Below are 25,967 nucleotides of genomic sequence, written 5' to 3'. Positions count from 1 at the left end.
GAATTCCGGAAGCCATCACGGCACACCGCGATCTGATGACTTCCGGACCTGCGCCGCCTCGCGCCTTGCCTGGGCTGCCTTGATTGAGTGTGCCATGCGGGGCTTGCGCGGGCCTTCACGCGAGCCGGTACTGGCCAGCAGGAAAATGCTGTAGAGGGCGGGGATGCCTCTCTCTCGTCTTCCCCGTCAGTCGCGCCAGATCGTGGCCTATGTTTTCTCCGGTGGCGTGACGGCGGTGGCGCATTATGCGCTGCTGATCGGACTGGTCGAGCTTGGCGGGGTCGCCCCGGTGCCGGCTACGCTTGCCGGTTTCACGCTCGGCGCGGTCGTGTCCTATACGCTGAATCGCTGGCTGACCTTTGACGCTACGCACAGCCACGCCCAAGCGACCTGGCGCTTTGCGCTGATCGCAGCGGGCGGCTTCGTGCTGACCGGCATCCTGATGCATATCTTCGTGACGCGGGCTGGCCTACCCTATCTGCCGATGCAGATCGTCACGACGCTGCTCGTGATGGTGTTCTCCTTCCTCGGCCATAAATTCTTCTCCTTCGCGGATCGCGAAGGCGTCTAAAGCATCGGCCCGAAATGTGGATTGCGGTTTTCGGGAAGGCCGATGCAAACACAAAGGGTTAGATCATCTGTCCGGATACGATTTCCGGGCCGATGATCTAGTGGCGGCTTAGCCCGGATTGCGGGCGCGGAAGGTCATGCGGTGGGGGTTGTGGCCGAAGTTCGGCTGGCGCTCGATCTCGTCGAACCCGCCCTCTCGGATCAAAGTGACGATGGCGGTATCGCTATAGGTCGAGAGCCCGTACTCGGCGCGCAGCTTCCGGTAGTCGGAGAACGCGGTGCGTACGAGCCCGCCGAGCGCGGCAATCAGGAAGCCGCCGCGCCAGGCGAAGGAGAGCAGTTGCGTGGCGTCGGTCAGCGCGCTGACATCGGGTGGAATCACGTCGGCGATGACGAGATGTCCGCCGGGCTTCAGCTTGCGCCGCCAGAGCAGGAGCAACTGCGCCAGCTCCTCGCGGCCGAGATACTGGATCAGCGAGTTGGCGACGACGAGATCGAGCGCGCCGTCGTCCAGTGCCTCGATCTCCTCCGGCGAGACGACGGTGATCGCCGGGATCGCGCCAAAGGTCGCGCGCAGCTTTTCACGCACGCTCGGGGCGGCCTCGCAGAGATAGAGCCTGGCGCAGGCTGCGGCGACGCGATCGGCGGCGAGGGCTTCGCCACAACCGTGATCCAGTACGACCGCCTCGGGCGAGGGGATATGGCGAATCAGGTCGGTGGCGATCTGGCGGTAATGCAGCAGCTTGTGACGGGGCGAGACATAGATCGCGTGCTCGCTGTTCCAGAAATCGCGCCAGGACATCGTCTCGCCGTCATCCGCTCAGTGACGGACACACGGGCGCCCGTTTCGGCCTCAGGACTACGCTGTCGCTGCGGGTATCGGCAACCGCCGATATGGAGTTCGCGCAACACCTCGCCAGTTCCGCATCCTTCTGCCGGCTCGGCATTTCCCTGCGCCGACCGCTCGGCTTAAGGTCGCGCAAGGCTGGGAGGCTTGCATGCTGCTGTTGCCGCGACTTCTGAAACGCTTCGTCAGGCAAGGACGCCTGACGGTGATCACCCCGGACGACAAGCGCCATGTCTTCGGGCCGGGCCCAGGGGCGATCCTGTTCGCAGGCCAGAACAAGACGGCGCCGGCTGTCACCGTGCGCTTCTCGGACGACAAGATCGAGCGGGAGATCTTTCTGAATCCCGAACTGGCCCTGGCCGAAGGCTACATGGACGGGCGGGTGAATTTCGAGGACGGCTCGACGATCCATGACCTGCTCAGCCTGTTCTGGCTGCAGCGCAAGGAGATGCGCAAGCATCCGCTGCAAAAGGCGATCCGCAACATCCGCTTTCGCATCCGGCGCTTCCGCATGCACAACCCGCTCGGCGTGGCCGGCAAGAAGGTCAAGCACCACTACGATATCCCGACCGATTTCTACCGGCTCTGGCTCGACGAGACGATGACCTATTCCTGTGCCTATTGGCATAGTCCGGAGGTCGGGCTCGAAGCCGCGCAGAAGGCAAAACTCCGCCATATCGCGGCCAAGCTGAAGATCGAACCCGGCATGACGGTTCTGGATATCGGTTCGGGCTGGGGCGAGCTCGCGATCTATCTCGCCAAGGCCTGTGGGGCCAAGGTGACCGGGCTGAATGTCTCGCCCGACCAGATGGCGGCGGCGCAGAAGCGGGCCGAAGCGGCCGGGGTCGGCGGCAGCGTCACTTTCATCAACAAGGACTATCGCGAACTGACCGGCAGCTTCGACCGCGTCGTCTCGGTCGGCATGATGGAGCATGTCGGCGTTGCGCATTATCTCGAATATTTCGAGAAGATCCGCGATCTTCTGACGCCGGACGGGATTGCGTTGGTGCACTGTATCGGCCGGGTCGGCCCTCCGGGCTTCACTGGACCGTTCTTCGACAAATACATCTTCCCGGGCGGGTACGCCCCAGCGATGTCGGAGGTATTCGCCGCGGTCGAGCAGACAGGGCTCTGGTCGTCGGACTGCGAGTTCTGGCGCCGGCATTACCACTGGACGCTGGCTGCCTGGCGACAGCGGTTTCTCGCCAAGCGCGAGGAGGTCGTCGGTATGATGGGCGAGCGTTTCGCGCGGATGTGGGAGTTCTACCTCTCGGCCTGCGAGATCTCGTTCGATATCGGGGGAGACATGGTTTTCCAGCTCCTGCTAGGGCCGCACAAGAGCGCTGTGCCGGTGATCCGCGACTACATCACCGAGAACGAGAAGGCTTTGGAGGCGCAGGGTTTCTGAGGCGGGCGACATGCCGTTCCGTAGGGCCTCGGATACGGGTTGGAACATCTCCGCCGGCGCTCAGGCATGGATCCCGGCTCTTCCCAACGGGCTGGCCGCGGTGAGTTCGCATCGTGCCTCGGCCGGCGCTCGTTGGGCTAGCGCCTCAAGCGTCGGTGGCTTGCGTGAAATCCAGCGCCAGAAGCGCTTCGTCATAGAACTGGCCGTTGACGTACAACGCCTTGGACTCGATGCCATAGGGGGCAAAGCCAAGCCGGGCGTAGAGCGAGTGCGCGGCACGGTTCGTCGTCACGACACAAGCTTGGAGCACCAGGACGTGGCGGGCGGCGTGTCCGATGACGGCATCGACGAGGGCGCGGCCGACGCCGTCCCCGCGCCAGCCGGCCACGACATAGACGCCCCAGAGCACGCCCTTGTGGCGCGACTTGGCGGAGGTCGTTGCACGGAAGCCAGCGATCCCGATCAGGTCACCGCTGTCGGAGAAGGCCCCGAAGACCCTGTTGGGTTCCTCGGCCGAGAGGCGCGAGCGGAAGAAGCTGTCCGGTTGGGCGGCCTCTTCGGCGTGGCTCGCGCCGAAGGCTTCCGGCGTGTCGGAAAGCGCAACCAAGCGCAGCGCGCGGAGTGCGACCCAGTCTTCCCCCACCAATGGTCGTACGCGAACGCCAGCGGCAGACGGAGATGATTGAATGGCACTGGGCTGATCACTGGTCATACGCATCCTCGCGGGGCAGGCGAGGAACAGTATCGCAGCGGGCGCCCGTGGGGGAAGCTGGTGCTCTCAGCGCTTCAGATTGACAATCACGACACCGCCCAGCGCCATGACCCCACCGAGGATGCCGAGTGCAGTCGGAGCCTCGCCGAGCCAGAGAAAGCCCATCAAGGTCGCGACCGGTGGCACGCAATACATGAAGTTCGAGGCGCGGCCCGCAGGCAGCCGCGCGAGCATCATCGTCCAGGTCGCATAGGCGAGCAGGCTTGGCACAATCCCGAGATAGACGACGGCAAAGAGAGCTTCGCTCGACGCAGAGGCCGACTGGCTGACGGCATGCGGGAGGAACGGGGAGAGGGCCAGTGCACCCACGACCATGTTCCAGGCCGAGACGGTGAGCGCCTTGTGCCGGGCGAAAAGCGGCTTCTGGACGACGGCGGTGACCGATTGGCAGAGTGCAGCGCCAAGGATGAAGAGGACGCCGGTGCTGAGCTCGATGCCCTGGCCTTCGCCTAATGCGATCAGGCCAATGCCGGCGAAGGAGATCGCGGTGCCGAGCCAGGCGAGTGGCCCGAAGCGTTCGCCGAGGATCAGCATCGCCAATCCGGCGGTGATGATCGGATTGACGTTGATGATGAAGCTCGCGGCGCCGGCAGAGACCGTCTTCTCGCCGAAATTCAGCAGGGTCGTGTAGAGCGCGACATGAACCAACCCACCAAGAAGGAAGCGCCAGCCATCGGACCAGCCGGGCAGGGCAGGGCGCATAATGGCGAGAAAGATCGCGCTCGGGACGGCCGCGATCGCGAAACGAGCGGCGCCGAGCTCGATCGGCCCTAACGCCGTCAGCCCGGCCCGGATCGCGGGAAAGGCGGAAGCCCAGGCGATCACGGTAAAGGCGACGACGGCGACGGTGGCCGGATCGAGGCTGCGCGGCGTGGAGACGGCTGGGTTGAGCGAGTTCATGTCGAGCCTCGGTGGTCAGGGGTCGACACGTGATAGATACCCGGGCAAGCTGATTGACAAACGAGTAATTCGAGCATGATCTGTGAGCATGGATCACAGCTCCGGATTACCCCCGCTCGACACTCTGCGTGCCTTCGAGGCGGCGGCCCGCTCGGGAAGCTTCTCGGCGGCGGCCGAGACGCTCAACCTGACCCATGGCGCGATCAGTCGGCAGGTGGCCAAGCTCGAGCATTGGCTCGGCACCCGGCTCTTCGCCCGGCAGGCGCGCGGCGTCGCGCTGACGCCAGAGGGCCAGCGACTGATGCAGCGCACGCAGGAGGCCTTCGCGCTGATCGCGGACACATCGGATCGCTGGACCGAGCCGCGCGGTGCCGCGGTCGTGCGCTTCAGCGCGATTCCTTCAGTGTGCAGCCTGTGGCTGATGCCCCGCATGAAATGGCTCGAGAGCGGCGATCCCGATCTGCGCATCGTGCTTCAGGTCGACCATCGCCGGGTCGATCTGGAGAGTGAGGGCATCGACCTCGCCATTCGCTGTGGACGCGGCGGGGCGCCGGGGCGGGTCTCGGTCCAGCTTTTCGAGGAATGGTGTTTTCCAATCGCTTCGCCGGAGCTTGTGCGGAGCATCGGTGCCGGCAAGGCCGCGCGGCTGCTCGACCAGCCGCTGATCCATGATTCCGATGCATCCGGCTGGCGGGCCTGGTTTGCGGCGCAGGGGCTGGATTACCGACCCCGTCCGCAGGATCGACGTTTCGAGGATTACAATCTCGTGCTCGATGCCGCCGCCTGCGGGCTGGGTGTGGCGCTTGCCCGTCCACCGCTGGCGCAGGCGCAGATCGAGGTAGGGCGCGTGGTGGCTGTTGATCCACGCACTGCGCTCAATCCGGTTTCCTACTGGCTCGACCGTCCGATCGGGCAGCCACGCCCCGCAGCCGCTGCACTGGCGACGCGGATCGCGCAAGAAGCGGGCTTGTCTGCGGCACGGCTGACTGCCTTCTTGAAAACGGAAGCAAAGGCAGCTTAGCGCGCCCGGCGTGACGCATCTGTATGCTGCGAAGGCGGTCGCGGGCATCCCAACGATGGGCCATTCCGCGGAAGGGGCGAGATCCGGTCTCGACCCATGCCTGCTTCGGCAGATCTACCCCTTGATGCGGGATCGAATCCGAACTCGGTTCAGTTGGCGATCTTGCGATCGACCAATTGGTAGAAGTCATCCTTGGCGGGATCCGCAGCCAGTTCCGTGGCCAATGGGTCGGAAGGGACGCGCAGGCCGCCCAGATTGACATGAAATGCGCGGGCGAACCTCTCATCTGAAAAACAGATCCGGATCGCCCCGTTGTCGCGCGGCACCGAGACGGCACGATAGGGAATTTCCCACTGGCTGAGCCACGCATCCATGGCATGGAGCCTGGACAGGAAATCGTCGCCCTCAACAGCGATCAGCACTTGATGTGCCCATGATCGCGTGCGTTCGCTTCCTCTACGTTCCATCGCAATGCTCCGGATCGTTCTCTCACGACAGCAGTTGGGAGCTTTTCAGCCGTGAGTTGTGTTGGATAGTAGGATATTGAGATAGGAGCAATGCAAAAAGAGCAAGTTGCTATTTGAACTGGGCGCATTTCCGCCGCGATGTCGTAAGGGAAAACCGCGACGTCGACTGAGAGCGCATAGGCGGATCGGCTCGCAGCAAGCCTCTCCGCCCTCGGTGATCACCTCGCGCTATGGCGTGGTATTCCGACTTCGCCGCGCTGCGACGCCCGCGCCATTTCGAAGCTATCGGCGATCCGGCGTGCCCGTATGATGAAGGCCTGGGCGATGGCAGGCGGACAGAGTTCCTGCGCTGTCGCCTCGAAAAGTTCGAGCCAGCGGTCGAAATGCCTGCCTTCCAGCGGCAGGATCAGGTGCGGTCGCATCGGCCGGCCGCCATAACGACCGGTGCGCAGCATCACGCTGCTCCAGAACTCGCTGATCTTGCCGATATGGTCATCCCAATCATCGACGGCGGCCTCGAATACCGGTCCGATCACGTCGTCCAGCCGCGCCCGACTGTAGAATGTGCGGACGAGCAGGCCGATTGTCGCCTCGTCGAGGTCGGGATGGGCGGTGGCCGGATCGGCAAGCGGATTGTCGGTCATTGTCTTCCTGCGGTCCAGCCGCCGCTGCGCGTCAGGATGTGCTGGCGGCTTGCGGCGAGATCTATGCGGCGTGGTCGATTGTTCAAGCTCACCTGCCATGCCTCGTCACTTGCCATGTCCAATCACCGGCCATGCCTGGACACTGGCCTCGGCTGCGGATCTCCGAGACAGGGTCTGCGCGGGCCGGGCGAGGTGATCGTCTTCCAGCAACTGCCGCATCTCCTCGGCAAGGGCAAAGAACCTGTCGCGGACTGCCCTGGCATGTGGATTGGCGCGCTCGATCGCCATGAAGACGTTCGGCGCATCATGCCGGACCATATCGGTCGCCTGCATCAGGAGATCGAAGCTGGCCGTCGTCATGCGGTGCGGCAGCGGCTCCATCCGCACCAGGATCTTGGCAATCAGATGTGTCAGGCCCTGAACCATGGCTGTTTCGCGGTCATGTGCGTCGGGCGTGGTCATGATCACCCTCAATCCGAGCACCTTGCGCAGGAAGGCGGCGACGCGCGGACCGCTGTGCCCGCGGACCGGGCACAGCGCAATCTTCAGTCCCTTGATGCCGTGACGTGCGCTTTGCGGACCAAACAGCGGGTGAGTGCCGAGAATGTCGACGTCTTCCGGCAGGTCGGCCTGCATGGCGCGCGCCGGGCCAATCTTGACCGAACCGACATCCAGCACCAGCGCGCCCGCCCGCAGATGCGGCCGAAGGGCCGCAATCGCGGTCTGGATCCGATCGACCGGCACGGCGAGGATCACGACATCGCAGGCGCCGACTGTCTTCACATTCGATGGAACGAGGCCCTTGCCCGCTCTGTCGGCATCGGGCGGCCGCTCGGGATCGCAGACGAAGAGCGGAAAATGTGGCTGGAGATGACGAGCCATGAGTCGGCCGAACGCGCCAAAGCCCATGATGCCGATAGACGAGACGGTTTTGCGGGAGGAGTGCATCGCGTTTTTCCTAATGGAGGCCGCGATGCCGGGTGACTGCCTGAATTCAACCGCCAGCGCGGCGGTTGAACATGGGAATGCCACCGCCTTATGAGGACGGGGCGTAATAGTTCCGCGCGAGGAGGCAGGACATGGTCATGGCGCGCTTAAACCGCGGGCCGGTCGGCCTGTCAACTCAGAGCCTGGGGGAATAGTCGGTCAGCACCATCAGGCGATCCTCGATGGCGCCGACGAGGTCGCCATGCTCGATCGCGGTGACGCGTTTGATCTCGGTCCATTCGGGATCGGCCATGAAGCTCGCCCAGCGCGCTGCCTTGGTCTCGGCGTCGGGCCAGGCAAGGATATAGGCGAATTCCGTTCGCGTTGCGCTCCGGGTTTCCCACATCCCCACGATCTCGAAGCCGTGGCGCGCCATGATGCGCGCCGCGTGGTCGCGGAAGCGCGCATGGAAAGCCGACTTGTTGCGTTCGAAGATCTCGTAGATGCGCAACTGGTGGAGCATCGCGTCGCCTCAGGCTGCGGCCTTGGCCTTTTCGGTTTCCATCAACTCCACGAAGCGGGCGAAGAGATAATGGCTGTCCTGCGGCCCGGGGGAGGCTTCTGGATGGTGCTGGACGCTGAAGGCCGGCCGATCGTCGAGGGCGATGCCGCAGTTCGAGCCGTCGAAGAGCGAGACATGCGTCTCCTTCGCATTGGCCGGAAGCGTCGTGGGGTCGACGGCAAAGCCGTGGTTCATCGAGACGATCTCGACCTTGCCGGTGGTCTTGTCCTGCACTGGATGGTTGGCGCCGTGGTGCCCCTGCTTCATCTTCATGGTTTGCCCGCCAATGGCGAGCGCGAGCATCTGGTGGCCGAGGCAGATGCCGAAAGTCGGAATCTTCCGGTCGAGAAGTTCGCGAATGACCGGCACGGCATATTCGCCGGTCGCGGCGGGGTCGCCAGGGCCGTTGGAGAGGAAAACACCGTCGGGGCTCAGCGCCAGGATGTCGGCGGCGCTGGTTGTCGAAGGCACTACGGTCACCTCGCAGCCGGCCTTTGCGAGCAGGCGCAGGATGTTGCGCTTCACGCCATAATCGATTGCGACGACCCTGTGTGCCGCGCTCTCGCGCTTGCCGTATCCGGCGGGCCATTGCCACGGCGTCTCGCTCCAGTCGTAACGCTGGGCGGCGGTGACCAGCGGCACGAGATCGAGCCCGGCCATGTCGGGCAGGGCGGCGGCCTGCTGCTTGAGACGGGGAAGATCGAAGATGCCGTCGGGATTATGGGCGAGGATCGCGTTCGGCATGCCGTTGTCGCGGATCAAGGCGGTCAGGGCGCGTGTATCGACGCCGGCGATGCCGACGATGTTGCGAGCCTTCAGCCAGGCGTCGAGATGCCGCGTGGCGCGCCAGTTCGAGGGTTCGGTGATGTCGGCATGGATCACGATGCCGCGCACGCCTGAGGACGCCGCGGCGTTCACCGTCTCGGTGTCCTCGTCGTTGACGCCGACATTGCCGATATGGGGGAAGGTGAAGGTGATGATCTGCCCGGCATAGGACGGGTCGGTCAGGATTTCCTGATAACCGGTCATCGCCGTGTTGAAGCAGACCTCGCCCGGCGCTTCAGCGACGGCGCCGAGGCCGAAGCCTTCCAGCACGGTGCCGTTGGCCAGCACGAGGAGAGCGGTCGCGCGCGGTTCTGTCCAGCCGCCGGTGGCGGGGTTTCCTTCGGGAGCGGTCATGTCTATGTCTCGTCCAGGCCGCGACGAGGCGGCAATGTGTGGGGCGGGGCAGCGGCTTCGCGCTCCGCCGATCTGGAACGCGAGCCTTAAAGACGCCGGTCCACGTCGTCAATCGAGGCCTGCGCCGGCCTGATACAAGAAAAGGGAATGACGAACATGACGAGCCTGCGTGAGCGCTTCACCAGCGAGCTGAAAGAAGCGATGAAGGCCGGCGAGAAGGGCAAGGTCGGCGCGATCCGCCTGATCCAGGCCGCCTTGAAGGACAAGGACATCGAGGCGCGCGGCGCCGGCAAGGGCGAGGCCTCTCCCGACGAAATCCTCGCTCTGCTGCAGAAGATGATCAAGCAGCGCCAGGAATCGATCGCGATCTACGACGCCAATGGCCGTCCGGAGCTTGCTGCCGGCGAACGTGCCGAGGTCGACGTCATCTCCGCCTATCTGCCGAAGCAGATGGATGAGGACGAGGTGAAGGCGGCGATTGCGGCTGCAGTGACCGAGAGCGGCGCGGCCTCGGTCAAGGACATGGGCAAGGTCATTGCGACCCTGCGCGCGAATTACGCGGGCCAGATGGACTTCGCCAAGGCGAGCGGTCTGGTGAAGGCTGCGCTCGGCGGTTGATCGCAAGCGAGTGCCGGGGGCGCCGGTGCTGTGGATAGAGCCGATAAGCCGGTCCGCTTGCGGATCGGCGATTGGCTTCCTGTGCGCCAGGCCCCACATAGGAAGCCATGAAGTTCCCCCCATCCGTCCTTGAGGAGATCAAGGCGCGGCTGCCGGTTTCGGCGGTCGTGGGCAAACGCGTGCGCCTCGCCAAGGCCGGGCGGGAATGGAAGGGGCTTTCGCCCTTCAATGCCGAGAAGACACCGTCCTTCTTCGTCAATGACCAGAAGGGCTCCTTCTTCGATTTCTCCTCCGGCAAGAACGGCGACATCTTCAAGTTCGTGATGGAGACCGAAGGGCTCTCCTTCCCTGAAGCGGTCGAGAAGCTGGCCTCCCAGGCCGGCGTGATCCTGCCGACCGTGACGCATGAGGCGCAGGTCCAGGAGGAGAGGCGCAAGGGGCTCCACGAGGTCGTGGAGCTTGCGGCGTGCTTCTTCGAAGCCGAGTTGGCCGCCGAGCGTGGCGTCGCGGCGCGGCGCTATCTGTCGGGCCGCGGCCTCGACGGAGAGCCGAGGAGGCAGTTTCGCATCGGCTACGCGCCGCCAGATCGCTTCGCGCTGCGCGACCATCTGGCGGGCAAGGGGGTCGATGCCGCCTTGATGATGGAGGCCGGGCTGCTGATCCATGGCGATGAGATCGCCGTGCCCTATGATCGCTTCCGCGACCGGATCATGTTCCCGATCCACGATGCGCGCGGGCGGGTCATCGCCTTCGGCGGCCGGGCGATGAGTGCCGAGGTTTCCGCCAAATATCTGAATTCGCCGGAGACACCCCTCTTTCACAAGGGGCGGCTGCTGTTCAACCACCACAATGCCCGCAAGGCTGCTCATGATGTCGGGCAGGTCATCGTGGTCGAAGGCTATGTCGACGTCATCGCCATGACGATGGCGGGCTTCCCGCAGGTCGTTGCCCCGCTTGGCACGGCGTTGACCGAGGACCAGATCGGCCTGCTCTGGCGCATGGCCGACGAGCCTGTGATTTGCCTGGACGGCGACAAGGCCGGGCGCAAGGCCGCGAGCCGTGCGATCGATATCGGCTTGCCGCTGCTCGAGCCCGGGAAGTCGCTCGCCTTCGCCCTGTTGCCGGACGGGCAGGACCCGGATGACCTGGCACGCTCCGGCGGCAAGGTCGCGATCGCCGAGGTGCTCAAGGCGGCGCGGCCGCTGGTCGACATGCTCTGGAACCGCGAGGTCGAAGCCGGGTCGCTCGATACGCCCGAGCGCCGGGCGGCCTTCGAACGTCGGCTGAAGGAGGCGCTCGGACATATCCGCGACGAGGTGACGCGGCGCCATTATCGCATCGAGATGGAAGAGCGGCTGTCTCAGCTCTTCACCAGTGCTGCTCCTGCCCGCGCCGAAAGGAATTTCGGTGGAGGCGGGCAGCAACGGGGGCGGGGCGGCGCCGGCAATCGCGGGCAGGGCGGTGGTGGCGGCGGTGCGAACCGCCAGGCCGTGCCGCTGAGGGCAAGCTCGCAGCTTTCGCGCTCGCGCATCGTGTCGCAAGGGCGCGGCGAGGATAAGCGCGAGGCCTTTATCCTGCTGGCGTTGGCGAGCCATTCCGGATTGATCCTGCGTTGCGCCGATGAATTGTCGGAGCTTTCGCTCGACGGCATGGCGGCCGAGCGTTTCAGGCAGGTGCTGCTCGATGCCGCCTTCGGCGACGGGCTGGATCAGGATGCCCTGGCGAATCGGCTCGACCAGCCAAGGGTCCAGGAAGCCAGGGCTGCGCTGATGGCCGTCACAGGTCCGGCCGAGCGGCTGAAACTCGCCCAAGCGGCTGATCCGGAATCAGTTTTTGAATCGATTCGTCAGGCAATCGTCTTGCATCATCGGGCGCGAACGTTACATAGCGAGTTGAAGGCAGCCGAGCGCGCACTGGCTGACGAAGCGACTGAAGCAAATTTCGCCTGGATCAAAGACGTCAAGGCCCGGCTCGAGAACCTCGAGGGCACCGAGGCCATGGCAGGTGATTGATCGGAACATAGCTTTCGCTGTCGTCGTCACTGTCGCACGGGGCATGGGTGGTTCACGATTCCTAAGGAGGATCGGGTCCATCTGGTCGAGATGATTTGGGTGGGGTGAGCGCGCCGGACCAGCGGCCGCGCCGCCCTTTTATGCGTCGACATGGGGCACTTCGCGCCTCCTGCCACGCGAGAGTGCGGAGCGCTGATTGATGGCGACTAAAGCGAGCGAACGGGAAAAGACCGATCAGGTCGCACCGGAAGCCCCCCCGACCACTGATGGGCCGCTGCTGGATCTGACGGATCAGGCCGTACGCCGGATGATCAAGCTCGCCAAGAAGCGCGGCTATGTCACCTATGACGAACTGAACGAAGTCCTGCCTTCCGAGGAATTCTCCTCGGAGCAGATCGAGGACGTGCTTGGCCAGCTCAGCGAGCAGGGCATCAACGTCGTCGACAACGAAGATCCCGAGGCCGCCGGCGAGGAACGCGCCCAGCGCGGCAAGGACGGCGGCGGCGACGACGAAGAAGGCGAGGGCGATCTCGTCGAGACCTCCCGTTCGGCGCTGCCGGTCGAGGTCAAGCGCAATCTCGAGCCGACCGAGCGCACGGACGATCCGGTCCGCATGTATCTGCGCGAGATGGGCTCGGTCGAGCTCCTGTCGCGCGAAGGCGAAATCGCGATCGCCAAGCGCATCGAGGCCGGCCGCGAGGCGATGATCGCCGGGCTCTGCGAAAGCCCGCTGACCTTCCAGGCCATCATTATCTGGCGGGACGAACTCGTCGACGGCAAGGTTCTGCTGCGCGACATCATCGATCTCGAAGCCACTTATGCCGGTCCCGACGGCAAGAATCCGGTGCAGTTGCCGGGTGAAGAGGGCGAAGAAGGCGAAGGCCAGCCGGCAGGCGGCGCCCCGGCCTTCGGTGGCGAGGGTGGCGAACCGCCGCCCGAGATGGATGACGACGACATCGAGAACAACGTTTCACTTTCGGCAATGGAAGCCGAGCTGAAGCCGCGCGTGCTCGAGACCTTCGATTCGATCGCAGACAACTACAAGAAGCTGCGGCGTCTGCAGGACCAGGATATCGCCAACCGGCTGGAGAACACCAAGCTCTCGCCGTCGCAGGATCGCAAGTACAAGAAGCTCAAGGACGACATCATCACCGCGGTGAAGTCGCTCTCGCTCAACAACAACCGCATCGAAGCGCTTGTCGAGCAGCTCTACGACATCAACAAGCGCCTGATCTCGCATGAGACGCGCCTGCTCCGCCTGGCCGAAACCTATGGCGTCGCGCGCGACGATTTCCTCAAGCAGCATGTCGGCGGCGAGCTCGACCCCAAATGGGTCCTGCGCGTCTCCAAGCTCGGTTCGCGCGGCTGGCGCGAATTCGTCGGGTCCGAGAAGGACCGGATCAAGGAGCTGCGCGAGGACATCCACACGCTTGCCTCCGAGACCGGCCTGGAGATCCAGGAATTCCGCAAGATCGTGCTGATGGTCCAGAAGGGCGAGCGCGAAGCCCGGCAGGCGAAGAAGGAGATGATCGAGGCCAATCTGCGTCTCGTGATCTCGATCGCCAAGAAGTACACGAATCGCGGCCTGCAATTCCTCGACCTGATCCAGGAGGGGAATATCGGCCTGATGAAGGCGGTCGACAAATTCGAGTATCGTCGCGGCTACAAGTTCTCGACCTACGCGACGTGGTGGATCCGGCAGGCGATCACACGCTCGATCGCCGATCAGGCCCGCACCATCCGCATCCCGGTGCACATGATCGAGACGATCAACAAGATCGTCCGGACCTCGCGCCAGATGCTGCACGAGATCGGCCGCGAGCCGACGCCTGAGGAGCTGGCCGAGAAGCTCGCCATGCCGCTCGAAAAGGTGCGCAAGGTGCTGAAGATCGCCAAGGAGCCGATCTCGCTGGAAACGCCGATCGGCGACGAGGAAGATTCGCATCTCGGCGACTTCATCGAAGACAAGAACGCGATCCTGCCGATCGACGCGGCGATCCAGTCGAATCTGCGCGAGACGACGACGCGGGTGCTGGCCTCGCTCACGCCGCGCGAGGAGCGTGTGCTGCGCATGCGCTTCGGCATCGGCATGAACACCGACCACACTCTCGAAGAGGTCGGCCAGCAGTTCTCGGTGACGCGCGAGCGTATCCGTCAGATCGAAGCCAAGGCGCTGCGCAAGCTCAAGCACCCGAGCCGGTCGCGGAAGCTGCGCAGCTTCCTCGACAACTGAACTCAGCACTCGGGATCAGCGAAGGGCGGCGCGAGCCGCCCTTTCCTTTTGAGGGGGACCTTCAGCCTTGGCTGGGCGTGGCGACGACAAGTGCCACTAGCCGTCGCACGAGGGGCAGCACGACAAGCAAAGTCGGGAAGGCGACCAGCCAGGACAGGGCCCAGGAGGCGGGCCAAGTCTGCAGCGCGGTCATGGAAGGACCGAGCGCCTTCAATGTCGAGATGCCTGAGACGATGAAGGTCATTACGATCGACAGGATGAAGGGCATGACGATGCCGGCATATCGTGCCGGCAGCTTGCAGCGCGGGCGTGAGACGTCAGTCGGAGACATGGAGAACGAGCTCTCAGGACAGGCGGTGTCGCTTGGGGAGGCGCTTTCGGCATCCATCGGCGCAACGCCGCGGTGGATGCGTTGCCTGACGTGAGACGCTTACGACCACTCCCTGGAGCGATGCGGCCTTCTAACCGCTGCCTGGCCTCCTGCCAAGCACCACATTCCCCTTCCGATTCAGCGGCCGGCGAAGATGTCGGGCCTTGGCAGCGGCTCCCATGAGTTGCCTGCCGAAATCAGGCAGCTCATGCCTTCGGGCGTGGTGGCAAAAACGGTCCAGCTACCGGCCGGGCCCGTAAAGAGCTCAAGCATATAGCCGCCCTCGGCGAGGCCGTTGCCGACAAGGTGTTCGCCGTAAATGTCGCGCAGATGTCCGACGACTTCGCTTCGCGCTGCGCAAGGCGGCCCTCGCGGCGCCTGTGCTTGCGCAGTACCCGCGTAACTCACTGTGGCGAGTGCGAGCAGCAGGGACGACAGCGTCCTGATCCGTCTCATGGCCACCTCCCTATTCAGAGGCGCCGCGAGAGATGAACCTGGCGTCAAGGGGCACGACGGTCGCCCTGAACCCTTAAAACGTGGGATCCGGGTTGCCTGCTTTCAAGAAACGCCGAAAGTCGATGGGGGGATCACTGAACGGTGAGGTCAAGGTCCGGCCCTTCACCATGCGGTGGTCAGGTCCTGCCGGCGAGCTTGAGGAGCAGCCGATAACTCTCGGCCGCGCCCGCGTTGCCGGCGCCTGTGTCGATCTGCTGGAAGCCGATGAAGGCTGCGTATTCGAGACGAGCGAGAGCGAGCGCATTCTTGTCATCGAAGCGTCCGGAGGCCCGGTGCAGCCCGGCGAGATAGGCGATGCGTTCACGGTCCACCTCGATGCAAACGCGCCTCACGGCGGTGTCGTTGGCGGCAAGCCGGCGCATGCCTTGCTCGACGCGGCTGTCGAGGCGCAGCGCCATCTGGTCGAGGACGGAGAGTCTGGCGTCCGGATGTTCGCCGGTATCGGCGGCTTCGACGAGCCGGCGGGTGTAAGCCTCGCGCCAATGCTCCGCGAGTGCGCTGAGATAGGCCTCGCTCGTCACGAAATGCGCGTAGAATGAGCCCTTGGTCTTGCCGCCGCGCCGGCAGAGCGCTTCGATGGTCACGCCGGCAGGGCCGGCTTCAGCAAGCGCCTCGAGGCCGAGGTCGAGCCAATCCTTCTGCGAGAAACGGCGGGCGGCTGCCTTCACCACCACAACCCCAGTGCGCCGCAGGCGGTCATGGGAATGAACAGGGCCCATTGCGGGAAATGAGTGGGTCTCAGCCGGAAGCGCCGGATCATGGCCAGGCTCCAGAGGGCGAAGAGTCCAGCGCACCCTGTCGCAAACGCCCCAAGGTCGCGGCTGCCTGCGTGCCAGGCAACGAGGCCGAAAGCGAGCGCGAGCCCCGCCAGCACGATCGTGACCAGGTGCCAGCAATAGTAATTGGTGAATTTGGGCACCTTGCCCAACCCGCCGGAGGCTAGGAGCGGCTGGGCAACTTCGCGCCCACCGAGCCAGACATGGATCACGCAGGTCAAGACTGCGATCGCTGCAGCGCCCAGGAACCAACCATTCATCCGAGTGCACTCGATGTTCGTTTAATACCATACAGTATGGTATTAAACGTTATGTGTGGCAAGGAGGCCAGGGGACGCGTGCGATGGCGAGTTGTACAATCGCTGAGGAGCGCCCGCGTCGCTCAATATATGTGAAGATGCACGAGGCTGGCTCCCTCTCGGGCTGTTTCTGCCCTATACAGATCGAGATCGCGATGGAGGCCCCATGTCATTCCTGAAATCCCTGTTCGGCCTTGGTGAGAAGGCCGAGAAACCGGCCCCTGGACCGCTCAAGACCTTGGAGCACAGAGGCTTCACGATTCACGCCACGCCTTACCAGGAGGGCGGGCAGTATCAGCTTTGCGGCGTCATCGAGAAGGATGTCGGTGGTGACCTGAAGACGCATCGCTTCGTGCGGGCGGATCGTTTCCCTGGTGTGGCGGAGGCCGCCGACTTTACCTTGCTGAAGGGGCAGCAGCTCATCGATGAGCAGGGTGAAGCCATTTTCAAATAGAATTTCCACTGTCCCGAGGATTATCGTTCCTTACTTTGCGACATTCTTGCTTTTTATCTGACTTTTTTCTTGTGTCATTTCGTATAGATTTGAGATTATGTGTTGTAATCTGCCGTAATAGATTTTCAAATTTGGATATTTTGGTCTCTTTAGTTCCGTATGTCGGGTTTTCTCCATCCCAATTGATCGGGGGCTTAATATTTTATTGGCATCTCCGTGCTGTCATCGCTCAGTGACCACAGAATGAGGCGACACGGAATTCTCGATGCATCGAGCAGCTGCCGACCCAGAAGCTCTTGATCACGCCTCGCAAACGCAGCGGGCGCCGTGATATCCGGGCTTGCGACTTTCGCCGGGAGCGACGTGGATCTCGCGCCCCTTGTTGCTGCAATGCCGCTGCTAGGCTCTCGCGCTGAGGATAACGCCTGGCTTGCGAGCGTTCTCGATCAGCTTCCCGCTGCCGTCTATGTCACGGATGCCGATGGGCGCCTGACCTACTTCAATCGCGCTGCTGCCGAGTTTGCCGGCCGCGAACCGCGCATTGGCGCGGATTTCTGGTGCATTTCCCACCGCTTGCTGACCAAGGACGGTGAGCATCTGCCGCATGATCAGTGCCCGATGGCGATTGCGCTGCGCGAGGGCCGGCCCATCCGGGGCGTCGAGGCGCAGGCCGAGCGGCCTGATGGGAGCTGCATCCCTTTCATGCCATTTCCGACGCCGCTCTTCGATGCCAGCGGCAGGCTCGTCGGGGGCTTCAATCTGCTGGTCGACATCAGCGAGCGAAAGTATGCCGAGAAGAAGATCGCCCATCTATCCCGCAACGATGCCCTGACGGGGCTCCCGAACCGTTTCGCCCTTCGCTCGTATCTGGCCGAGCGCATGGAACGCGCGAAGCATGAAGGCGAGAGCTTCCTTGTGATGCGGATCGATCCCGACCGCTTCAAGTGTTTCAACGAGGAGTATGGCCAGGTAACTGGGGACAGCCTCCTGATCGAACTCGCCAGGCGTCTGGGATCGATCGAGGGCAGCTTCGCGGCGCGAATCGGCAGCGACGAATTCGTCCTGGTGTCGCGACACTCCCCGGGTGGAGAGCATGGTCTCTTGCAGGCCGAACAGGTGCGCTTTGCCCTGGAAGCTGATTTCATCAATGGAAGGGCCCGTCACGCGGTGAGCGTCAGCATGGGCTGCGCCCGCTTCCCCGAGGACAGCGACAGCGAAACCGGATTGCTCGACGCCGCCAATGCGGCCTTGCGTCTCGCCAAGACCGAAGGGCGCAGCCGCGTCCGGATGTTTGACTTTGCCGAGCAGGAGCGCGAGCGCGAACGTCTCGACCTGCGCGCTCATCTGCGCCAGGCCATCGAGACCGGGGCGATCCTGTTGCATTATCAGCCGCAGTTCCGGGCGGATGGCAGCGTCGTCGGGTTCGAGGCATTGGCACGCTGGCGCCATCCTTCACGTGGCGTCGTCTCACCCTCGTTGTTTATCCCAGCAGCGGAAGAGGGCGGCCTTATCGCCGCGCTTGGGGCTCACGTCCTTCGCGCGGCCTGCCGCGAAGCGGTGCGCTGGAAAGAGCCCCTCAGGATCTCCGTCAACATCTCGCCGCTCGAATTCGCGGCTGACGCGCTGCCCGGCCTCGTGGAGGAGGTGCTGAGGGAGACCGGCCTCGATCCGGAGCGGCTGGAACTCGAGATCACCGAAGGGGTGATGGTCACCGATGCCGACCGCGCCATGGCAACCCTGTCGCGCCTGCGCGCACTTGGGGTGCGGATCGCGCTCGATGATTTCGGCACCGGCTATTCGTCGCTGTCCTATCTTCATCGCTTTCCTCTGACGACGCTGAAGATCGACCGCAGCTTCGTCGCAACGCTCGGCGTCACGCTCGAAGCCGTTGCGATCACCCGCGCCATCATCCAGCTTGGGCATGCCCTGGGCATCGAGGTGGTGGCGGAAGGCGTCGAAACACCCGAACAGCTCGACTTCCTGATCTGCGAGGGTTGCGACTCAACGCAGGGTTATCTGCTCGGCCGGCCACTGGATGCCGCGGCCTATGCCCCGTTGACTGGCGGCGCCTGAGCGGCATCGCCTGCTTATCCGGGGGCGGCTATCGCCGTACGGCCCGCTGTTCGTGCGTGCCGGCCGCCTGCCGCAGTTCCGCAAACAAGGCTTCTCCGGACCAGTGCGGGCGCGTGGTGCTCCTCTCGGCCGCCTGCACCAATGCATGCAGCCGCTCGTTCGCTGGCGCGCGTGTTCCATGCTGCTCGGCCAGGCGCAGCACCTCGCCATTGATCCAGTCGATCTCGGTCGGGCGGCCAGCTGCAAGATCATCCGCCATCGAGGAGCGCGCGACCGGGGCGATCGTCAGCATCTTGCTCGCCAGCCTTGCAAATACCCAGTCAGGCGCATCGAGCAGCCGTGGAAGCCAGCTGGCGGGCAATGGCGTCAGCCGGGCCGGACGAATGCCTGAGCGTTCCAGCAGTGCGAGGGCCTCCGCTTGGGCCAGCGCAAGGCAGCGCCGGTAGGCGCGTTGCGACAGTTCTTCCTTCAGCGGGACGTTGGCGAGTGCGTTGATCGCGTTGTTGAGATTGAACAGCAGTTTTGCCCATTGAACCGGCACGATGTCCGGGTACTGGCTGAGCGGCAGCCCGGCGGCTGTGAAGGCTGCGAGATAGGGATCAAGCTCCGCATGCGCCTTGACCGCAAGCGCGCCTTGCGACGCCTGATGGAAGGTGCCTGGCCCCGACATCACCACATTGAACGGGACCATGCCCTCCAGCACAGTTCGGCCTGGCAAGGCGTTACGCAGACGGTCGGCATGGCCCAGGCCGTTCTGGAAGCTGATGACGATGGTCTTGGGGCCGAGAATCGTTGCGAGTTCGGCAGCGGCAGCACGTGTCGCAGCCGACTTCACGGTCACCAATACCAGCCCAACTGCCTTTGCAGCCCCGGCAACGGTCGAGAAGTCGATGGTCGATGGCGGGAGCTGCCAGCGTCCACCCTGGTAATGCGACAGTGCAAGGCCATGCCGGCGAATCTCGGAGGCGATGCGCTCACGGCCGACGAAGCTGACATCGGCGCCAGCCGCGAGCAGCCGGCCGCCGATATAACAGCCGACCGAACCGGCGCCGTAGATGCAGATCCCCGCCATCGGGAAAGGATGCCCAACGCCTCCATCCGCAGCAAGCCGGACGCCCGCGCGTTTCGCTCCTATTTCTCCGGGAGGAGGAAGGTCAGCGTGGCACGAACGCCCCAGCGCGGCCCTTCGGTCGGTCTGACCGCATAGTACTGGAAGCCTAGTCCGGCGCTCATCGCCTGATTGCCGAGCTTGAATACCTGGCCGACGCCGACATTGATCGGAACCGTCCATTGCCGGGCGATCCAGTCGTAACTTGCTTCCGTATTGAGGGAGAGGCTGAGGCCCTGGCCGAGGCTGTAAGACAGGAAGGGCTGCAGGAACGTCGCGCTGACATCCTTGCGTCCTTCGGGGCCGGCATAGGACCAGATATGATTGGCCAGCCCGCCGACCGTCCATGCTCCGTCCTGAACCAGCATCAGGGCGGTCGGCCCCGCTCCCCATTTGCCCGAGCCGAAGCGGTCACTTGTTGCCGTCGGCCACATGAAGGCCGGCCCGATACCCCAGACGAAGCCGTTCTTCGGGGTCTTCGGCGTGAAGAAGAAGCTCTGGGTGGTGTCGCCGAGGCCCACGCCATCGGCCGGGCCGTAACTTTCACGGTGTATGACGGGCAGGATTGTTCTGACGATCAGGTTCCAGTCCTGGTTCAGCGACACCGGGATGACCGGCTGGATGTTGCTGGTCGACGAAAAGCCATCCCGATCAGGCCCGCCACGGAACTGGAAATTGCTTTGAATCGGTACGCTGATCATGCTCGCGACCGGGTTCTGCAGCTGTTTCGAGAGCTCCTCGGCATCCTGCTCGCTTGCAGTGGCGATCGCGATCGGCGCGCTCGCTGCCATCAGGGCGAGCAAAAGTCCCCGGTTCATCGTCAGTTTTCCGGGGTAGGCCAGGCCAGCGAATCGGAAAGTGTGCGTGGCTATCCTAGAGACGCTGCGGCAACCGCTGCCAAGCCTGCACGTTTGCCCGATAGTTTCCGTGCACCGGAATTGCGCGCCGCCGATGCTATTCGGCATCTGATCTTTGGGCATGAGCAGACGAGGGGCGACTGCAGGTGCGCCGGTTGGCTCTCCTGGCAAGGGATGTCCTCGCGACGAATACCGAGGCAGCGTGGCCGATGACGCTTTCCCTTCGCGCTGCGGCGCTCTAGCCTCTGCCCCCGGGGCAGTGCTCTTGTGAAAGGCAGCGAGTGATGAAGAAGGGGTCCGATCTCCTGGTAGCGGCGCTCGAGAATGAGGGCGTCGACTGCATCTTCGGTGTGCCGGGCGAGGAAAATCTCGATGTCGTCGAGTCCCTCCGCAATTCCGGTATCAAGCTCGTCCTGACGCGGCATGAGCAGGCTGCGGCCTTCATGGCGGCGACGCATGGTCGGCTGACGGGCCGACCGGGGGTCTGCATCGCGACGCTCGGACCGGGTGCCCTGAACTTTTCGACCGGCGCGGCCTATGCCCATCTCGGTGCCATGCCGATGATCATGATCACCGGCCAGAAGGCGATCATGACCGCCAAGCAGGCGCGTTTCCAGATCGTCGATGTCGTCGCCTCGATGAAGCCGCTGACCAAGATGACACGGCAGATCGTCAGCGCCGCCAGCATCCCGGCTGCTGTGCGCGACGCCTTCCGCGTCGCGATGGAAGAACGGCCGGGGCCGGTGCATCTCGAGTTGCCCGAGGATGTCGCTGCCGAGGAGATCGACGACATCCCCGTCATCCCGGTTCATCCGCTCGAGCGGCCGGTTGCGCAGACCGCGGCGCTCGACCGCGCGGCCGAGATGATCCTGGCGGCAAAGAGGCCGCTGGTCATGATCGGTGCTGCCGGCAACCGGCCGCGTCTCGTCGAGGCACTCTCGGCCTTTGTGCGGCGTACAAGGCTGCCCTTCTTCAACACCCAGATGGGCAAGGGCGCCGTCACCGGCGGCTCGAACCTCTATATGGGGACCGCTGCCCTCTCCGAACGAGACTATGTCCATGAGGCCGTGAACCGGGCCGACCTGATCATCTCGATCGGTCACGACACGGTCGAGAAGCCGCCCTTCCTGATGCAGAGCGCTGGCGGTCCGAAGGTGATCCATATCGGCTATCAATCCGCCAATGTGGAGCAGGTCTACCACCCCGACGCCGAGGTGATCGGCGATATCGGCGCGACCGTGACGCAGCTTGCCGAACGGCTCGGCGGCAAGCTTGAACCCGATGTGTCGCTGCTCGATCTGCGCCAAAGGATCCTGGCGCGGATCAATGACCGTGCCGATGAGGACCGCTTTCCGATCACGCCCCAGCGCATCGTCCATGACGTACGCCAGGTGATGCCGGAGGATGGCATCGTCTGCCTCGACAACGGCATGTACAAGATCTGGTTCGCCCGAAACTACCGCACCCATGTCGCCAATACGCTGCTGCTCGACAATGCGCTCGCAACGATGGGGGCAGGGCTGCCCTCCGCGATGATGGCGGCGATGCTGTATCCCGAACGCCGCGTCATGGCCGTCTGCGGCGATGGCGGCTTCATGATGAACTCGCAGGAGATGGAAACCGCCGTCCGGCTCGGCCTCAATCTCGTCGTCGTCATCCTCAACGACAATGCCTATGGCATGATCCGCTGGAAGCAGGCGGTCGATAATTTCCCGGATTTCGGCCTGACCTTCGGCAATCCGGATTTCGTCCGTTATGCCGAAGCCTATGGTGCCAAGGGGTCTCGCGTCGCCGCAGCGGAGGATCTTGCTCCAACGCTGGAAGCCGCATTCGCGGGTGGCGGCGTTCATCTCGTCGAGGTGCCGATCGACTATTCCGAGAACACGCGCGTTCTGGTGGACGAGTTGCGCAACCGTACGCCCGATATCGAGCTGGCCTGACGGGAGAGGGACGATGCTGCAGATTGTTCAAGCCTTTGACCGCGCTCCTATCGCCGAAATCGAGACCGATGACGCTGCTGCGCTCGAAGCCAAGCTGCAGGCGGCCGAACGTGTGTTCCGGGATCGGGATGGCTGGCTGAAGCCCTATGAGCGCATCGCCATTCTACGGCGACTGGCCGGTCTCATGGAGGCCCGACGCGATCATTTTGCCATGCAGATCGCGCGCGAGGGTGGCAAGCCGCTGCCGGACGCCATCGTCGAAACCACCCGCGCAATCGACGGCGTGCACAATGCCGCCGACGAGCTGCGGAATTTTGCCGGGCGCGAGATTCCGATGGGCCTCTCGGCGGCGGGAGCGGGCCGCTGGGCCTTCACCACCAAGGAGCCGATCGGGATCGTCGCCGCGATCTCGGCCTTCAACCATCCGCTGAACCTGATCGTGCATCAGGTCGCTCCGGCGATCGCCGTCGGCTGTCCGGTGATCATCAAGCCGGCCGGCCCGACGCCGCTTTCCTGCCGCGACTTCGTGGCTCTCGTTCACGAAGCCGGCTTGCCGGAGGCCTGGTGCCAGAGCTTCATTCCTGAGAGCAATGCGCTTGCCGAGAAATTGGCGATAGACCGGCGCATCGGTTTCCTGAGCTTCATCGGCTCGGCGAAGGTCGGCTGGTATCTGCACAGCAAGCTTGCCCATGGCGCACGCTCGGCGCTGGAGCATGGCGGAGCGGCACCCGCGATCGTCGATCGCAGCGCCGATCTCGACCGCATCATCGAGCCGATCGTCAAGGGCGGCTACTATCATGCAGGGCAGGTCTGCGTGTCGACGCAGCGCATTTTCGTGCATGAGGACATCGCTGCGGCATTCACCGAACGCTTGATCGCGCGGGTCGCGAAGCTGCGTGTCGGGGATCCGACGCTTGCCGATACCGAAGTCGGGCCGCTGATCCATCCCCGCGAGGCCGACCGGATCGCCTCGTGGGTCGAGGAGGCCGTGAGCGGTGGGGCGAAGCTCGCAGTCGGCGGCGGCCGCATCTCGGAAACGACCCTGCAACCGACCGTGCTGCTTGACCCGTCCACTGAGGCAAAGGTCTCGCGCGAAGAGGTCTTCGGGCCTGTGACCTGCGTCTATCGCTACCGGCGGCTCGATGACGCGATCGCACAGGCGAATTCGCTCCCGGTCGCGTTCCAGGCCAGCGTCTTCGCGCAGGATATCGATGTCGCGATGCGGGCCGCCGACCGTCTCGATGCCTCCGCGGTGATGATCAACGACCCGACCGCATTTCGGACCGACTGGATGCCCTTCGCGGGCCGGCGCGAGTCCGGCTACGGCATTGGCGGCATTCCCTTCACCATGCGCGAGATGGCGCAGGAGAAGATGATCATGATGCGGCGTCCGTAGCCTGGTCCGCGGGCGAACCGAGGTCTCGCGGGCCGAGGGATAGGCACCCCGCGCGCCGTCTGCCTTTGGCATGCCAGAACTGCCGCGTCGCGCTGCGGACGCCGTGCCCCACTGCGGCCGGCGCGCTTGCCGCGTGGGTTCGCGGTGCCTAATCATCGCCGCGTCATAAGAGAGCCGTTCTCTAAAATCGGCCGGCGAGGAAACATGTCTCTTCAGCACGAGCGCTACGCGCCTGATTCCTCCTATGCCTGGCTGCGGCTGGCGATGGCGCTGCTCGTCGGCACCGTCGCCTGCGTCGGCACCTGGTCCGTGGTCGTCGTGCTTCCCTCCGTTCAGGCTGAGTTCGGCACGGCGCGGGCGGGCGCTTCGCTGCCCTATACCGCCGTCATGCTCGGTTTCGGCGTCGGCAATATCCTGATGGGCCGGATCGCCGATCGTTACGGCATCGTCGTTCCGATCGTGATGGGTGGGGTCTTCCTCGGTGCGGGCTATGTGCTTGCGGGTCTTGCCGGCACGCTCTGGCAATTCGCGCTCGCCCACGGCCTGCTGATCGGGATCGGCGGCGCTGCGGGGTTCTCGCCTCTGATCGCCGATCTCTCGCACTGGTTCCGCAAGCATCGCGGGCTCGCCGTGGTCTTCGGAGCATCCGGCAGCTATCTCGCGGGCGTGATCTGGCCGCAGGTGATCACCTGGGGATTGCAGAACCATGGCTGGCGCGCCACGCATATCGGCATCGGCCTGACGGCGCTGGTTGTGCTGGTGCCGCTTTCCCTGTTCTTCCGCAGGCGCCCGGCCGCCGAAACGCTGGCAGCGGCCGAGGCTTCGAGTGCCGGGGCTCGCGGCGATCTCGGCCTTTCAGCGAACCAGCTGCAATTGCTGCTTTCGGTCGCCGGCTTCGCCTGCTGCGTCGCAATGGCGATGCCGCAGGTCCATATCGTCGCCTATTGCGGCGACCTTGGCTACGGCGTCGCGCGTGGCGCCGAAATGCTCTCGTTGATGCTGCTGCTCGGCATCGTCAGCCGCATCGGTTCCGGCTTCGTCTCTGACAGGATCGGCGGAGCGGCAACCCTGGCGCTTGGCTCGGTGATGCAGGGTGTTGCGCTCTTCCTCTATCTCTTTTTCGACGGGCTGACCTCGCTCTACATCGTCACCGGCATCTTTGGTCTGTTCCAGGGCGGGATCGTGCCGATGTATGCGGTGATCATCCGCGAGTACCTGCCGGCCAAGGAGGCCGGGGTGCGGATCGGCATCGTGATGTCGGCGACGATTCTCGGCATGGCCTTCGGCGGCTATATCTCCGGGCTGATCTACGACCTCTTTGCCTCCTACAGGGTTGCCTTCCTGAACGGGCTGGCCTGGAACCTGATCAATCTCGCCGTGGTCTCCTGGCTGATGCTGCGGGCAAGGCCGCGGCTGCAGCCAGCCTGATCACCCCGCCATCGGTCCCGGCCGATAGGTGCCGAAGCACCAGACATGCCCCTCCGGATCCTTGCAGATGAAGTCGCGGCTGCCATAGGGCTGGTCCGTCGGCTCCATGCAGATCTCGGCACCGGCCTTGCGGGCGCGCTCGCACCGGGCATCGATATCGTCGGTTGCGATATAGGGCGAGGCTGTGGTGCCACCGAGCTCAGCCGGGCGTGAAACCAGCTTGCCGAAGGGATTGTTGTCGGCAGAGCCGAGCATCACGAAGCTCTCGCCCATGCGAAGCTCGCCATGGAGCAGCGTCTTGCCGTCGTCCGAGTAATAGGCGGCGTGCTTCTCGAAGCCGAGGGCCTCGATCAGCCAGTCATACATGCGCGGAGCATCCGCATAGCGCAGCGAAATGCAAATCATGGCCGGTGGTCTCGTCATGGCGTCCTCCTCAACGACTGATCATAGCGCAGGAGCGAGGACCGATGTCTCTGCGATCCATGGATCGTCAGCGCCGCAGGGAGCCTCTCCAGCAGCGCTGGTCTTCCCTTCTCAATGGCGATGCCGGAAGGGGCTTCGCGGGCTCCTGCGCAATTGTCTCGAGGCCG

The 25,967-nt window shown here is 64.1% G+C and carries 26 protein-coding genes; 11 read left to right on the top strand and 15 right to left on the bottom strand.

Features of this window, described 5'->3' with window-relative positions; translation table 11 throughout:
- Positions 1–163: 163 nt before the first annotated feature.
- A complete protein-coding gene (locus AC1DIO_RS02845) occupies positions 164–571 on the top strand; it encodes a GtrA family protein (RefSeq protein WP_441505268.1) in 408 nt (135 codons plus the stop codon).
- A gap of 108 nt (positions 572–679) precedes the next feature.
- Here AC1DIO_RS02845 and AC1DIO_RS02840 read toward each other — a convergent pair whose 3' ends face one another.
- A complete protein-coding gene (locus AC1DIO_RS02840; protein WP_441505269.1) occupies positions 680–1,372 on the bottom strand; it encodes a methyltransferase domain-containing protein in 693 nt (230 codons plus the stop codon).
- A 196-nt stretch (positions 1,373–1,568) separates the two neighbouring features.
- Here AC1DIO_RS02840 and AC1DIO_RS02835 point away from each other — a divergent pair, with 196 nt between their 5' ends.
- The gene (locus tag AC1DIO_RS02835) at positions 1,569–2,825 is read left to right on the top strand and encodes a class I SAM-dependent methyltransferase (protein WP_476768560.1); all 1,257 of its coding nucleotides are present in this window, start codon (positions 1,569–1,571) and stop codon (positions 2,823–2,825) included.
- Between the two features lie 145 nt (positions 2,826–2,970).
- On the opposite strand, the gene AC1DIO_RS02830 is transcribed toward AC1DIO_RS02835, so the two are convergent.
- Entirely contained in the window at positions 2,971–3,537 is a 567-nt protein-coding gene (locus AC1DIO_RS02830; RefSeq protein WP_441505271.1) for a GNAT family N-acetyltransferase, read from the bottom strand.
- A 66-nt stretch (positions 3,538–3,603) separates the two neighbouring features.
- Positions 3,604–4,497: a DMT family transporter gene (locus AC1DIO_RS02825; protein ID WP_441505272.1), complete on the bottom strand. Its 894-nt coding sequence runs from the start codon at positions 4,495–4,497 to the stop codon at positions 3,604–3,606.
- An 88-nt stretch (positions 4,498–4,585) separates the two neighbouring features.
- Here AC1DIO_RS02825 and AC1DIO_RS02820 point away from each other — a divergent pair, with 88 nt between their 5' ends.
- Positions 4,586–5,518 carry a LysR family transcriptional regulator gene (locus AC1DIO_RS02820; protein ID WP_441489399.1) on the top strand — a complete coding sequence of 311 codons (933 nt, stop codon included), beginning with the start codon at positions 4,586–4,588 and terminating at the stop codon, positions 5,516–5,518.
- A 149-nt stretch (positions 5,519–5,667) separates the two neighbouring features.
- On the opposite strand, the gene AC1DIO_RS02815 is transcribed toward AC1DIO_RS02820, so the two are convergent.
- The 5 genes from AC1DIO_RS02815 to carA form a co-directional block, all read right to left on the bottom strand.
- On the bottom strand, positions 5,668–5,985 hold the full coding sequence (locus tag AC1DIO_RS02815) for a hypothetical protein (RefSeq protein WP_441489398.1): 318 nt from the start codon (positions 5,983–5,985) through the stop codon (positions 5,668–5,670).
- 218 nt (positions 5,986–6,203) lie between these two features.
- Positions 6,204–6,629, bottom strand: a complete 426-nt coding sequence (locus AC1DIO_RS02810) for a group III truncated hemoglobin (protein ID WP_441505273.1) — start codon at positions 6,627–6,629, stop codon at positions 6,204–6,206.
- A gap of 105 nt (positions 6,630–6,734) precedes the next feature.
- On the bottom strand, positions 6,735–7,577 hold the full coding sequence (locus AC1DIO_RS02805; protein WP_441505274.1) for a prephenate dehydrogenase/arogenate dehydrogenase family protein: 843 nt from the start codon (positions 7,575–7,577) through the stop codon (positions 6,735–6,737).
- Between the two features lie 175 nt (positions 7,578–7,752).
- A complete protein-coding gene (locus AC1DIO_RS02800; RefSeq protein ID WP_441505275.1) occupies positions 7,753–8,079 on the bottom strand; it encodes an NIPSNAP family protein in 327 nt (108 codons plus the stop codon).
- 9 nt (positions 8,080–8,088) lie between these two features.
- Entirely contained in the window at positions 8,089–9,297 is a 1,209-nt protein-coding gene (gene carA / locus AC1DIO_RS02795) for a glutamine-hydrolyzing carbamoyl-phosphate synthase small subunit (RefSeq protein WP_441505276.1), read from the bottom strand.
- A 147-nt stretch (positions 9,298–9,444) separates the two neighbouring features.
- Between carA and AC1DIO_RS02790 the strand changes: the two genes are divergently transcribed.
- The 3 genes from AC1DIO_RS02790 to rpoD all read left to right on the top strand — a co-directional run bounded on the left by AC1DIO_RS02790 (position 9,445) and on the right by rpoD (position 14,160).
- Positions 9,445–9,915 (top strand): GatB/YqeY domain-containing protein, encoded by a 471-nt coding sequence (locus AC1DIO_RS02790; RefSeq protein ID WP_441505277.1) that lies wholly within the window; start codon positions 9,445–9,447, stop codon positions 9,913–9,915.
- A gap of 107 nt (positions 9,916–10,022) precedes the next feature.
- Positions 10,023–11,927 carry a DNA primase gene (gene dnaG / locus AC1DIO_RS02785; protein WP_441489392.1) on the top strand — a complete coding sequence of 635 codons (1,905 nt, stop codon included), beginning with the start codon at positions 10,023–10,025 and terminating at the stop codon, positions 11,925–11,927.
- Positions 11,928–12,126: 199 nt separating this feature from the next.
- Positions 12,127–14,160, top strand: coding sequence for an RNA polymerase sigma factor RpoD (gene rpoD, locus AC1DIO_RS02780; protein WP_441505278.1), 2,034 nt, complete (start codon positions 12,127–12,129; stop codon positions 14,158–14,160).
- Between the two features lie 61 nt (positions 14,161–14,221).
- Here the strand turns inward: rpoD and AC1DIO_RS02775 are convergent, their stop codons facing one another.
- From AC1DIO_RS02775 to AC1DIO_RS02760, 4 genes are all read right to left on the bottom strand, one after another.
- Entirely contained in the window at positions 14,222–14,491 is a 270-nt protein-coding gene (locus tag AC1DIO_RS02775; protein WP_476768567.1) for a DUF2798 domain-containing protein, read from the bottom strand.
- 177 nt (positions 14,492–14,668) lie between these two features.
- Positions 14,669–14,986, bottom strand: a complete 318-nt coding sequence (locus tag AC1DIO_RS02770) for a hypothetical protein (RefSeq protein ID WP_441505279.1) — start codon at positions 14,984–14,986, stop codon at positions 14,669–14,671.
- Between the two features lie 176 nt (positions 14,987–15,162).
- On the bottom strand, positions 15,163–15,714 hold the full coding sequence (locus tag AC1DIO_RS02765; protein WP_441505280.1) for a TetR/AcrR family transcriptional regulator: 552 nt from the start codon (positions 15,712–15,714) through the stop codon (positions 15,163–15,165).
- Positions 15,711–16,082, bottom strand: coding sequence for a hypothetical protein (locus AC1DIO_RS02760; protein WP_441505281.1), 372 nt, complete (start codon positions 16,080–16,082; stop codon positions 15,711–15,713). The genes AC1DIO_RS02765 and AC1DIO_RS02760 overlap by 4 nt, the downstream gene beginning before the upstream one ends.
- Before the next feature lie 205 nt (positions 16,083–16,287).
- On the opposite strand from AC1DIO_RS02760, the gene AC1DIO_RS02755 reads away from it, so the two are divergent.
- Both AC1DIO_RS02755 and AC1DIO_RS02750 read left to right on the top strand, forming a co-directional pair.
- Positions 16,288–16,575 (top strand): HlyU family transcriptional regulator, encoded by a 288-nt coding sequence (locus AC1DIO_RS02755; RefSeq protein ID WP_069879743.1) that lies wholly within the window; start codon positions 16,288–16,290, stop codon positions 16,573–16,575.
- Between the two features lie 363 nt (positions 16,576–16,938).
- Complete coding sequence (locus AC1DIO_RS02750; RefSeq protein WP_441505282.1) at positions 16,939–18,648, top strand: putative bifunctional diguanylate cyclase/phosphodiesterase; 1,710 nt, start codon at positions 16,939–16,941, stop codon at positions 18,646–18,648.
- Between the two features lie 28 nt (positions 18,649–18,676).
- Here the strand turns inward: AC1DIO_RS02750 and AC1DIO_RS02745 are convergent, their stop codons facing one another.
- Both AC1DIO_RS02745 and AC1DIO_RS02740 read right to left on the bottom strand, forming a co-directional pair.
- Entirely contained in the window at positions 18,677–19,720 is a 1,044-nt protein-coding gene (locus AC1DIO_RS02745) for a 2-dehydropantoate 2-reductase (RefSeq protein ID WP_476775154.1), read from the bottom strand.
- A gap of 59 nt (positions 19,721–19,779) precedes the next feature.
- Complete coding sequence (locus AC1DIO_RS02740; RefSeq protein ID WP_441505284.1) at positions 19,780–20,574, bottom strand: hypothetical protein; 795 nt, start codon at positions 20,572–20,574, stop codon at positions 19,780–19,782.
- Between the two features lie 323 nt (positions 20,575–20,897).
- Here AC1DIO_RS02740 and AC1DIO_RS02735 point away from each other — a divergent pair, with 323 nt between their 5' ends.
- The 3 genes from AC1DIO_RS02735 to AC1DIO_RS02725 all read left to right on the top strand — a co-directional run bounded on the left by AC1DIO_RS02735 (position 20,898) and on the right by AC1DIO_RS02725 (position 25,377).
- On the top strand, positions 20,898–22,553 hold the full coding sequence (locus tag AC1DIO_RS02735; protein ID WP_441505285.1) for an acetolactate synthase large subunit: 1,656 nt from the start codon (positions 20,898–20,900) through the stop codon (positions 22,551–22,553).
- A gap of 13 nt (positions 22,554–22,566) precedes the next feature.
- On the top strand, positions 22,567–23,949 hold the full coding sequence (locus AC1DIO_RS02730) for an aldehyde dehydrogenase family protein (protein ID WP_473965327.1): 1,383 nt from the start codon (positions 22,567–22,569) through the stop codon (positions 23,947–23,949).
- A 204-nt stretch (positions 23,950–24,153) separates the two neighbouring features.
- Positions 24,154–25,377, top strand: coding sequence for an MFS transporter (locus tag AC1DIO_RS02725; RefSeq protein WP_441505287.1), 1,224 nt, complete (start codon positions 24,154–24,156; stop codon positions 25,375–25,377).
- On the opposite strand, the gene AC1DIO_RS02720 is transcribed toward AC1DIO_RS02725, so the two are convergent.
- On the bottom strand, positions 25,378–25,800 hold the full coding sequence (locus AC1DIO_RS02720) for a VOC family protein (protein ID WP_441505288.1): 423 nt from the start codon (positions 25,798–25,800) through the stop codon (positions 25,378–25,380).
- Between the last annotated feature and the right edge of the window lie 167 nt (positions 25,801–25,967).

It is taken from the genome of Allobosea sp. 05T439, assembly GCF_056396005.1.
Note: the sequence above shows the minus strand (reverse complement) of the source record. Positions and strands in the feature narration are given on the sequence as shown.

Bases quoted from the DNA above. Each gene is read 5' to 3' on its own strand.
- AC1DIO_RS02845 (WP_441505268.1), top strand. From the start codon at position 164: ATGCCTCTCTCTCGTCTTCCCCGTCAGTCGCGCCAGATCGTGGCCTAT.
- AC1DIO_RS02840 (WP_441505269.1), bottom strand. From the start codon at position 1,372: ATGTCCTGGCGCGATTTCTGGAACAGCGAGCACGCGATCTATGTCTCG.
- AC1DIO_RS02835 (WP_476768560.1), top strand. From the start codon at position 1,569: ATGCTGCTGTTGCCGCGACTTCTGAAACGCTTCGTCAGGCAAGGACGC.
- AC1DIO_RS02830 (WP_441505271.1), bottom strand. From the start codon at position 3,537: ATGACCAGTGATCAGCCCAGTGCCATTCAATCATCTCCGTCTGCCGCT.
- AC1DIO_RS02825 (WP_441505272.1), bottom strand. From the start codon at position 4,497: ATGAACTCGCTCAACCCAGCCGTCTCCACGCCGCGCAGCCTCGATCCG.
- AC1DIO_RS02820 (WP_441489399.1), top strand. From the start codon at position 4,586: ATGGATCACAGCTCCGGATTACCCCCGCTCGACACTCTGCGTGCCTTC.
- AC1DIO_RS02815 (WP_441489398.1), bottom strand. From the start codon at position 5,985: ATGGAACGTAGAGGAAGCGAACGCACGCGATCATGGGCACATCAAGTG.
- AC1DIO_RS02810 (WP_441505273.1), bottom strand. From the start codon at position 6,629: ATGACCGACAATCCGCTTGCCGATCCGGCCACCGCCCATCCCGACCTC.
- AC1DIO_RS02805 (WP_441505274.1), bottom strand. From the start codon at position 7,577: ATGCACTCCTCCCGCAAAACCGTCTCGTCTATCGGCATCATGGGCTTT.
- AC1DIO_RS02800 (WP_441505275.1), bottom strand. From the start codon at position 8,079: ATGCTCCACCAGTTGCGCATCTACGAGATCTTCGAACGCAACAAGTCG.
- carA (WP_441505276.1), bottom strand. From the start codon at position 9,297: ATGACCGCTCCCGAAGGAAACCCCGCCACCGGCGGCTGGACAGAACCG.
- AC1DIO_RS02790 (WP_441505277.1), top strand. From the start codon at position 9,445: ATGACGAACATGACGAGCCTGCGTGAGCGCTTCACCAGCGAGCTGAAA.
- dnaG (WP_441489392.1), top strand. From the start codon at position 10,023: ATGAAGTTCCCCCCATCCGTCCTTGAGGAGATCAAGGCGCGGCTGCCG.
- rpoD (WP_441505278.1), top strand. From the start codon at position 12,127: ATGGCGACTAAAGCGAGCGAACGGGAAAAGACCGATCAGGTCGCACCG.
- AC1DIO_RS02775 (WP_476768567.1), bottom strand. From the start codon at position 14,491: ATGTCTCCGACTGACGTCTCACGCCCGCGCTGCAAGCTGCCGGCACGA.
- AC1DIO_RS02770 (WP_441505279.1), bottom strand. From the start codon at position 14,986: ATGAGACGGATCAGGACGCTGTCGTCCCTGCTGCTCGCACTCGCCACA.
- AC1DIO_RS02760 (WP_441505281.1), bottom strand. From the start codon at position 16,082: ATGAATGGTTGGTTCCTGGGCGCTGCAGCGATCGCAGTCTTGACCTGC.
- AC1DIO_RS02755 (WP_069879743.1), top strand. From the start codon at position 16,288: ATGTCATTCCTGAAATCCCTGTTCGGCCTTGGTGAGAAGGCCGAGAAA.
- AC1DIO_RS02745 (WP_476775154.1), bottom strand. From the start codon at position 19,720: ATGGCGGGGATCTGCATCTACGGCGCCGGTTCGGTCGGCTGTTATATC.
- AC1DIO_RS02740 (WP_441505284.1), bottom strand. From the start codon at position 20,574: ATGAACCGGGGACTTTTGCTCGCCCTGATGGCAGCGAGCGCGCCGATC.
- AC1DIO_RS02735 (WP_441505285.1), top strand. From the start codon at position 20,898: ATGAAGAAGGGGTCCGATCTCCTGGTAGCGGCGCTCGAGAATGAGGGC.
- AC1DIO_RS02730 (WP_473965327.1), top strand. From the start codon at position 22,567: ATGCTGCAGATTGTTCAAGCCTTTGACCGCGCTCCTATCGCCGAAATC.
- AC1DIO_RS02725 (WP_441505287.1), top strand. From the start codon at position 24,154: ATGTCTCTTCAGCACGAGCGCTACGCGCCTGATTCCTCCTATGCCTGG.
- AC1DIO_RS02720 (WP_441505288.1), bottom strand. From the start codon at position 25,800: ATGACGAGACCACCGGCCATGATTTGCATTTCGCTGCGCTATGCGGAT.